The sequence below is a fragment of the Pseudomonas sp. GM74 genome (assembly GCF_000282455.1).
Classification (GTDB): Bacteria; Pseudomonadota; Gammaproteobacteria; order Pseudomonadales; family Pseudomonadaceae; genus Aquipseudomonas.
The window spans coordinates 1-7,060 of record NZ_AKJG01000066.1 but is presented as its reverse complement, the minus strand read 5'-3'; the positions used below and the strand labels follow the sequence as shown (position 1 = coordinate 7,060).

9 protein-coding genes are annotated in these 7,060 nt (G+C 59.7%); all 9 read left to right on the top strand.

What is annotated here, in order from left to right; genetic code table 11:
- Positions 1–543 (top strand): electron transfer flavoprotein subunit beta/FixA family protein (locus tag PMI34_RS13000; RefSeq protein ID WP_008050384.1); only part of this gene is annotated, 543 nt, incomplete at its 5' end.
- 2 nt (positions 544–545) lie between these two features.
- Entirely contained in the window at positions 546–1,475 is a 930-nt protein-coding gene (locus tag PMI34_RS13005; protein WP_008050378.1) for an electron transfer flavoprotein subunit alpha/FixB family protein, read from the top strand.
- A 119-nt stretch (positions 1,476–1,594) separates the two neighbouring features.
- Positions 1,595–2,434: a substrate-binding periplasmic protein gene (locus PMI34_RS13010; protein WP_008050377.1), complete on the top strand. Its 840-nt coding sequence runs from the start codon at positions 1,595–1,597 to the stop codon at positions 2,432–2,434.
- A 9-nt stretch (positions 2,435–2,443) separates the two neighbouring features.
- Positions 2,444–2,800 carry a DUF4398 domain-containing protein gene (locus PMI34_RS13015; RefSeq protein WP_008050374.1) on the top strand — a complete coding sequence of 119 codons (357 nt, stop codon included), beginning with the start codon at positions 2,444–2,446 and terminating at the stop codon, positions 2,798–2,800.
- Positions 2,797–3,609 (top strand): OmpA family protein, encoded by an 813-nt coding sequence (locus PMI34_RS13020; RefSeq protein ID WP_008050373.1) that lies wholly within the window; start codon positions 2,797–2,799, stop codon positions 3,607–3,609. Before PMI34_RS13015 ends, PMI34_RS13020 begins: the two co-directional genes overlap by 4 nt.
- A 201-nt stretch (positions 3,610–3,810) precedes the next feature.
- A complete protein-coding gene (locus tag PMI34_RS13025; RefSeq protein ID WP_008050371.1) occupies positions 3,811–5,250 on the top strand; it encodes an aminotransferase-like domain-containing protein in 1,440 nt (479 codons plus the stop codon).
- Between the two features lie 80 nt (positions 5,251–5,330).
- A complete protein-coding gene (locus PMI34_RS13030; RefSeq protein ID WP_008050364.1) occupies positions 5,331–5,810 on the top strand; it encodes a hypothetical protein in 480 nt (159 codons plus the stop codon).
- 166 nt (positions 5,811–5,976) lie between these two features.
- The gene (locus PMI34_RS13035; RefSeq protein WP_008050363.1) at positions 5,977–6,231 is read left to right on the top strand and encodes a YkgJ family cysteine cluster protein; all 255 of its coding nucleotides are present in this window, start codon (positions 5,977–5,979) and stop codon (positions 6,229–6,231) included.
- 96 nt (positions 6,232–6,327) lie between these two features.
- Positions 6,328–6,933, top strand: a complete 606-nt coding sequence (locus PMI34_RS13040; protein ID WP_008050362.1) for an START domain-containing protein — start codon at positions 6,328–6,330, stop codon at positions 6,931–6,933.
- Positions 6,934–7,060 lie beyond the last annotated feature (127 nt).

Sequence of the window (7,060 nt, the reverse complement as noted above, 5' to 3'; positions counted from 1 at the left end):
GAGCAACTGCGCACCGCGCTGGCTCTGGGTGCCGACCGCGCCATCCTCGTCGAGTCCGCCGAAGACCTGACTTCCCTGGCTGTTGCCAAACTGTTGAAAGCTGTTGTCGACAAGGAACAGCCTCAGCTGGTGATCCTTGGCAAACAGGCCATCGACAGCGACAACAACCAGACTGGCCAGATGCTCGCGGCATTGAGCGGCTACGGTCAGGGCACGTTCGCGTCCAAAGTCGAAATCAGCGGCGACAGCGTTGCTGTCACCCGTGAAATCGACGGCGGCGCGCAGACAGTTTCCCTGAAACTGCCGGCCATCGTCACCACCGACCTGCGTTTGAACGAGCCGCGCTACGCGTCTCTGCCAAACATCATGAAAGCCAAGAAGAAGCCTCTCGAAGTGCTGACTCCGGACGCTTTGGGCGTTTCCACCGCCTCCACCAACAAGACTGTGAAAGTCGAAGCGCCGGCTGCACGCAGCGCGGGTATCAAGGTCAAGTCGGTGGCTGAACTGGTCGAGAAACTGAAAAACGAAGCGAAGGTAATCTGATCATGACTATCTTGGTAATCGCTGAACACGACAATAAAGTGCTGGCCCCGGCCACGCTGAACACCGTGGCTGCCGCTGCCAAAATCGGCGGCGACATCCACGTGCTGGTCGCTGGCCAGGGCGCTGGCGCCGTGGCGCAAGCCGCTGCGAAAATCGCTGGCGTGAGCAAAGTCCTGAACGCTGACAACGCCGCTTACGCGCATCAGTTGCCGGAAAACGTTGCTCCTCTGGTCGTCGAACTCGGCAAGGGCTACAGCCACATCCTGGCTGCCGCCACTTCCAACGGCAAAAACATCCTGCCGCGCGTTGCCGCTGCACTGGACGTTGACCAGATCTCCGAGATCATCTCGGTAGAAAGCGCTGACACCTTCAAGCGTCCGATCTACGCCGGTAACGCCATCGCTACCGTGCAATCGAACGCTGCAGTCAAAGTGATCACCGTGCGTGCCACCGGTTTCGACCCGGTTGCCGCTGACGGTGGTTCGGCTGCTGTTGAAGCCGTTGGCGCTGCCCACGACGCTGGCATCTCCAGCTTCGTCGGCGAAGAACTGGCCAAGTCCGATCGTCCGGAACTGACCGCTGCCAAGATCGTCGTTTCCGGCGGCCGCGGCATGCAGAACGGCGACAACTTCAAACACCTGTACGCCCTGGCCGACAAGCTGGGCGCTGCCGTCGGTGCATCGCGCGCCGCGGTCGACGCAGGTTTTGTTCCCAACGACATGCAGGTCGGTCAGACCGGCAAGATCGTTGCGCCACAGCTGTACATCGCCGTCGGTATCTCCGGCGCGATCCAGCACCTGGCCGGCATGAAAGACTCCAAAGTGATCGTTGCGATCAACAAGGACGAAGAAGCGCCGATCTTCCAGGTGGCCGATTACGGCCTGGTGGCGGACCTCTTCGAAGCCATCCCTGAGCTGGAGAAGCTGGTCTAATCCGGCTACTTCACTTATAAAGAGCCCGGCCTTTTGGTCGGGCTTTTTTTTGCTCTTCTGTAGGAGCGAGCTCGCTCCTGCAGGGGGGGCATAACCGGGTATGAGTGGAGTGTGAAGCCATGGATCTGCGCCTTGTGTGGAGCTTGCTGGGATTGACGCTATTGCCAGCACTGTCTGTCGCCGCAGGTAAATGCGAGCGCCTGGTGGTCACTGGCAGCCCGGACGCGCCGCCGTACCTGTGGCAAGACCCGCAGAATCCCAAATACCTGATCGGTGCCAGTGCCGATTTGTTGCAACAGGTGGCGGGGGAGCTGGGGCTCAAGGTCGAACTGCTTTATGCCGGCAAACGCGCCCAGGCCCTGGACGAAGTGCGCAGCGGGCGCATGGACATGCTGGCGGACGCGACGTTGACCGTCAGCGAGCTGGAAACCCTGGACTACATCCATCCACCCTTGCTGGAAAACGACTATCTGGTCTGGACTCGCAAGGACTCGACCCTGGTCTACAACGAAGCACAGGACCTGCACGGCCATCTCGGTGCCGTGTCGGAAAAGGCACGATTGACCGCGCAATTCAGCACCTTTGCCGGACAGCAACTGACCCTCACGCACACGTCCAGCCTGACCCAGGCCTTTCAGAAACTGCTGTTGGGCGAGGTCGAGTTTGTACTCGCAGGGCGTTACTCGGGCATGGCGTCTGCACAGACACTGGGCATGGCCGCTGACCTGGTCGCACGCTCGCAACCGGTCGACAAGCCTGGCCTGTACCTGGCGATTTCCCATGACTCGGCCTGCAACGATCCGTGGTTGCGCGGACAGTTGGCCAAAAAGATGACAGAATTGCCTGCGTCCGGACTGACGGAGGCCGTGCTGATGCGCAATATCGAGCGCTGGAAAGCACAACGCTCACAACCACAGCCAATCCCCCCGCAACAACCCGTCAGTACCCCAAAACAGTAAGGATTTTCAGTGAGTATTCGACCTCTTTTCGCTGCCGTGGTCTTTGCCGCCCTGGCGGGTTGTGCAACCGATCCTGCGCCGAATGAACAGATTCGCCTGACCGAACAGGCACTCGAACAGGCCAAGGCCGTGGGCGCCACGGCCGACGATGTGCCGGAAATGAAACTGGCCGAAGACAAGTTCAACCGCGCCAAGGGCAACATGACCGATCAATCCTTCAAAAACGCACGCATGCGGGCCGAACAGGCCGAACTCGATGCGCGCCTGGCTGAAGCCAAGGTGTTGACGGTCAAGAGCGAGGAACAGTTGAACGTGCTCAACACCCGCATCGCCCGCCTGCGCAAGCAACTGGGAGATGCCCAATGAGCCTCAAGAGCAAAGCCCTCGGCGGTTTGATCCTGGCAGGCTGCGCGAGCCTCTTTGGCTGCGCCAGCCAGCACAGCGAGACTGCATTGCAGCAGGCCGGTACCGACTTTCAGAAGGTCAAGGAAGACTCCAATGTGCTGCGAATCGCCCCCAAGGACGTAATTCGCGCCGGTGAATCCCTGGCCCGTGCCGATCGCCTGTCCAGCTATTGGGGCAGCGGTTCGGACGTGGTGCATTACGCCTACCTGAGCCAGCGCTACAGCGCCATTGCCCGGGAGCACACCAATCAGGTGCTCAACGAAGAGCAAGCGGCGAAACTCGAACTGGAACGGCAGCGTCTGCAACTGGCACTGCGTGAATCCAAACTGTTCAGCGTGCAGCAGCAAGGCAAATGGCTCGAGGAGCAGATCCTGGCATTGACCACCAGCCAGACCGACCGTGGCCTGGTGATGACATTGGGCGACATGCTGTTCGACACCGGCGAAGCGGAATTGAAGCCGTCGGCCAACCGTGTGGTGTTGAAGATCGTGCAGTTCCTGCAACTCAACCCCAAGCGGGTGGTGCGGATCGAAGGTTATACGGACAGTACCGGGGGCAAGCAGGAAAACCTCAAGCTGTCCCGCGACCGCGCGCAATCGGTGGCTGACGTGCTGATGGACCTGGGTATCGACGACAAGCGCATCCAGGTCGAGGGTTATGGCGACGAGTATCCTGTGGACGCGAATGCGTCGGAACGGGGCCGTGCGCAGAATCGTCGGGTGGAAATTGTGTTTTCCGACGAAAAGGGCCAGCTCGGCGCTGCCCGCTAAGGGTTGCGTCGCTGGAAAGCCCGGCCTGCCATGCAGCGCCGGGTTTTTTTACGCCTGCCGATTACCGCACAAAACAGTACAGATTTTGCTGACACTGCACTGTACGGTCGACTATTGTGGCAACTGTCCCCGTACACTTCTAAACTGTTCCGGTATTGTTTCACACAAGAATAAAATGCCCGTGAAATCGAGTGCTGCGTCATGACCAATCTTTTGCTCTATCAACGTATTGCTCAACAACTGGCCGAAGACATCCGCCGTGGGGTCTATCAGCCGGGAGAGCGCGTGCCTTCGGTGCGCAAGATGAGCTCGCAGCTCAATGTCAGCCATGCGACGGTGTTGCAGGCGTATGCCAATCTCGAGGATCAGGGGCTGATCCGCGCCCGGCCGCAGTCGGGTTACTACGTGCACCAGACGCCGGCACTCACCGCACCGACGCCGGACATCGCCCGGGTCGAGCGCCCCGGCCTGGTCACCCGCAGCAGCATCATTCAGCAAGTCCTGGTCGAATCCCGTCGTGAAGGTGTCTTCCCGCTGGGCGCTGCGGTGCCGAGTGTCGACTATTTGCCGGTGCGGGCACTGCATCAGCAGTTGGCCAAGGTCACCCGTTTCCATAGTCCGCGGGCCTTCAGCTACATGTTCAGCCCCGGTTTCGAGCCGTTGCGCCGACAGGTGGCGATCCGCATGCGCGATGCCGGCGTGGTGGTCGATCCGTCAGAAGTGGTGATCACCCACGGTTGCGTCGATGCGCTGCAGATGTCCTTGCGTGTGCTGACCCGTCCGGGCGATCTGATCGCGGCCGAGTCTCCGACCTATTACGGCTTGCTGCAACTGGCCGACCTGTTGGGCCTCAAGGTCATCGAGATCCCCAGCGATCCGGCCACGGGCATGAGCCTGGAAGCCCTGCAACTGGCGGCCAACCAATGGTCGATCAAGGCGTTGGTACTGACCACCCGACTGAGCAATCCATTGGGCGGCACCATGCCGGAAGAACGGCAGAAACAATTGCTGCGCCTGGCGTCGGACTTCGATATCCAGATTGTCGAAGACGATATCTACGGTGAGCTGATGTTCGAGCAGGGGCGCACCAAGTCCCTCAAGGCCTACGATCGGTTGGACCGGGTGATCTATTGTTCGAGCTTCTCCAAGACCCTGTCGCCCGGCGTGCGGATCGGCTGGATGATTGCCGGCAAGTATCAGCAGGAAATCCAGCGCTTGCAGACCTTCAGCACGCATTCCGCGTGCAGCGTGACCCAGATGGGCATTGCCGCTTACCTGGAAAATGGCGGGTACGACCGGCATTTGCGCTTCATCCGTCAGGAGTATCGGAAGAACCTCAGTGCCTTCCAGCTGGCCGTGCAGCAGTATTTCCCGGAAGGCACGCAGATGACCCGGCCTACCGGCGGCTTCATTCTGTGGGTCAGTCTGCCGGGGCGGGTCAACACGCAAGAGTTGCACGTGCGTGCATTGCAGCAGGGCATCAGTATCGCGCCGGGGCTGATCTTCAGTAATACCGAGCAATTCAATCACTGCATCCGGCTCAACTGCGGCATCCCGTGGAACCGTGAAGCCGAGCGCGCATTGATGACACTGGGCATGCTGGCCACCCAACTCTGCCAGGAGATGGCTGGGGGTTTGTAACAGGCTGCGACTGCGCTTGTCTTGTGGGCTGCAACAGGCGAGCATAGGCACCTCTGCCGTTTGCACCCACCGTTGGATCCATGAAACCGACTTTTCCTGCCGCCTGGCTTTTGCTCTGCCTGTTTGCGAGTATTCAGCCGGCATCCGCCGTGGCTGCCACCGAGCAGGAACAGACTACCGGCAGTTTCCACGTCGCACCGATAGAAGCCGCACCTGCGAAAAAAAACCCGGCGGCCAGTAAGCAGGCTGCCCCCGTGAAAAAGCGTCCACCCATTGCCGCAAAATCGAAACCGGCCAGCGAGGTGGTAAAGACCGAGCTTCCATCTGCCAGGCTGGATCTGAGCTTGCCCAAGGATATGGTTCAGGAACTCAAGCCGGTCGGAACGGTGCCGTTGGTCAGGCGCGAACCGTTGTTACCCCAGATGTTCGGTGACAAAAGCGGCAGCAGCGATTTCCAACTCAACGGCCGCCTGATCAGCAATGAAATGCAGCTGCAACTGCGAAATGAAGTGCGCCACGAGGTCGAAGGCGCGGCACTGGATTTCGAGTTCAAGCAGTAACCCCGCCAGGAACCGCGCGCCGCAGGCCAGACGCTTTGTCGGAGACTGGCCGGTCATGCCCGTTTGCATTGAAAAACCCGCTCGCAGGTAATTTAAAACAACTGTTTTAGCGGGTACTCTGTGCCCCGTCCATTAACACATTGCTCGTCGCGAGGAGCTTGTCGTCATGAAATGCCGTGAGGGCTGTGGCGCTTGTTGCATTGCCCCTTCCATCAGTTCGCCGATTCCCGGTATGCCCAATGGCAAGGCCGCGGGGCAACGTTGCCTGCAACTTTCCTCCGATAACCTGTGCGGTATTTTCGGCCAGCCGGAACGGCCAGCGGTGTGTTCTGCCTTCGAGGCCGACCCCGAGGTGTGCGGAAGCAGCAGCGAAGAAGCCATCCGGTTGATTGGCTGGTGGGAGCAAATGACGGCGGCGTGATGTGTGGGCTCGCACCTGCGATCACCTGCGAAAGACCTGAAGGTGATCGCAGGTGCAAGCCCAACGAACGGAACTTCAACAATAAGGAATAAGACTATGGGTTCGCTGCATCGTATGGCTGTGTTGTGTGGTTTGACGGTTGTGCTGGCTACCTCGACGGCCCAGGCCGAAGACTGGAAAGTCAAGAAAGACGAAGACGGCATCAAGATCTCCCTGAGTGAAGTGGCCGGCTCCGACTACAAGGCCTACCAGGGCGTCACGCTGATGAAGACCACCATGGCCAAGCTGCGTGCGTTGCAGGAAGACGTGCCTGGCGCCTGCGCCTGGATTCACGAGTGCAAAACCCAGAAGCTGCTCAAGCACGAAGGTGACCAGAGCTGGACCTACACTCAGTTCAACACCCCGTGGCCGGTTACTCCCCGTGATTCGGTTTTGCACGTCACCACTATCGAGGGCGCCGATGGCAGCCTGACCCGCAAGCTCGAAGGCGTACCGAAATACATTCCTGAAGAAAAAGGCTTCGTCCGGGTCGCCAAGGTCGACGGTTTCTGGAAGTTCGTACCCAAGGGTGACCAGATCGAAGTGACCTATCAGGTGCACACCGAGCCGGGCGGCAGCGTGCCGTCGATGGTAGCCAACAAGTTCGTGGTGGATGCCCCGTTCAATACCTTGAAAGCCCTCAAGGAACGCGCCGAGAAGTAACCGTGTCGTTCTTTTGATAACGCCTCGACTTGTTCGGGGCGTTTTTCTTTGCGCAATAGGGAAAATGCCGCTCAGTCAAGCCATCACGCGACCTGTAGCAGCTGCCGAGCCTGCGAGGCTGCGTTCG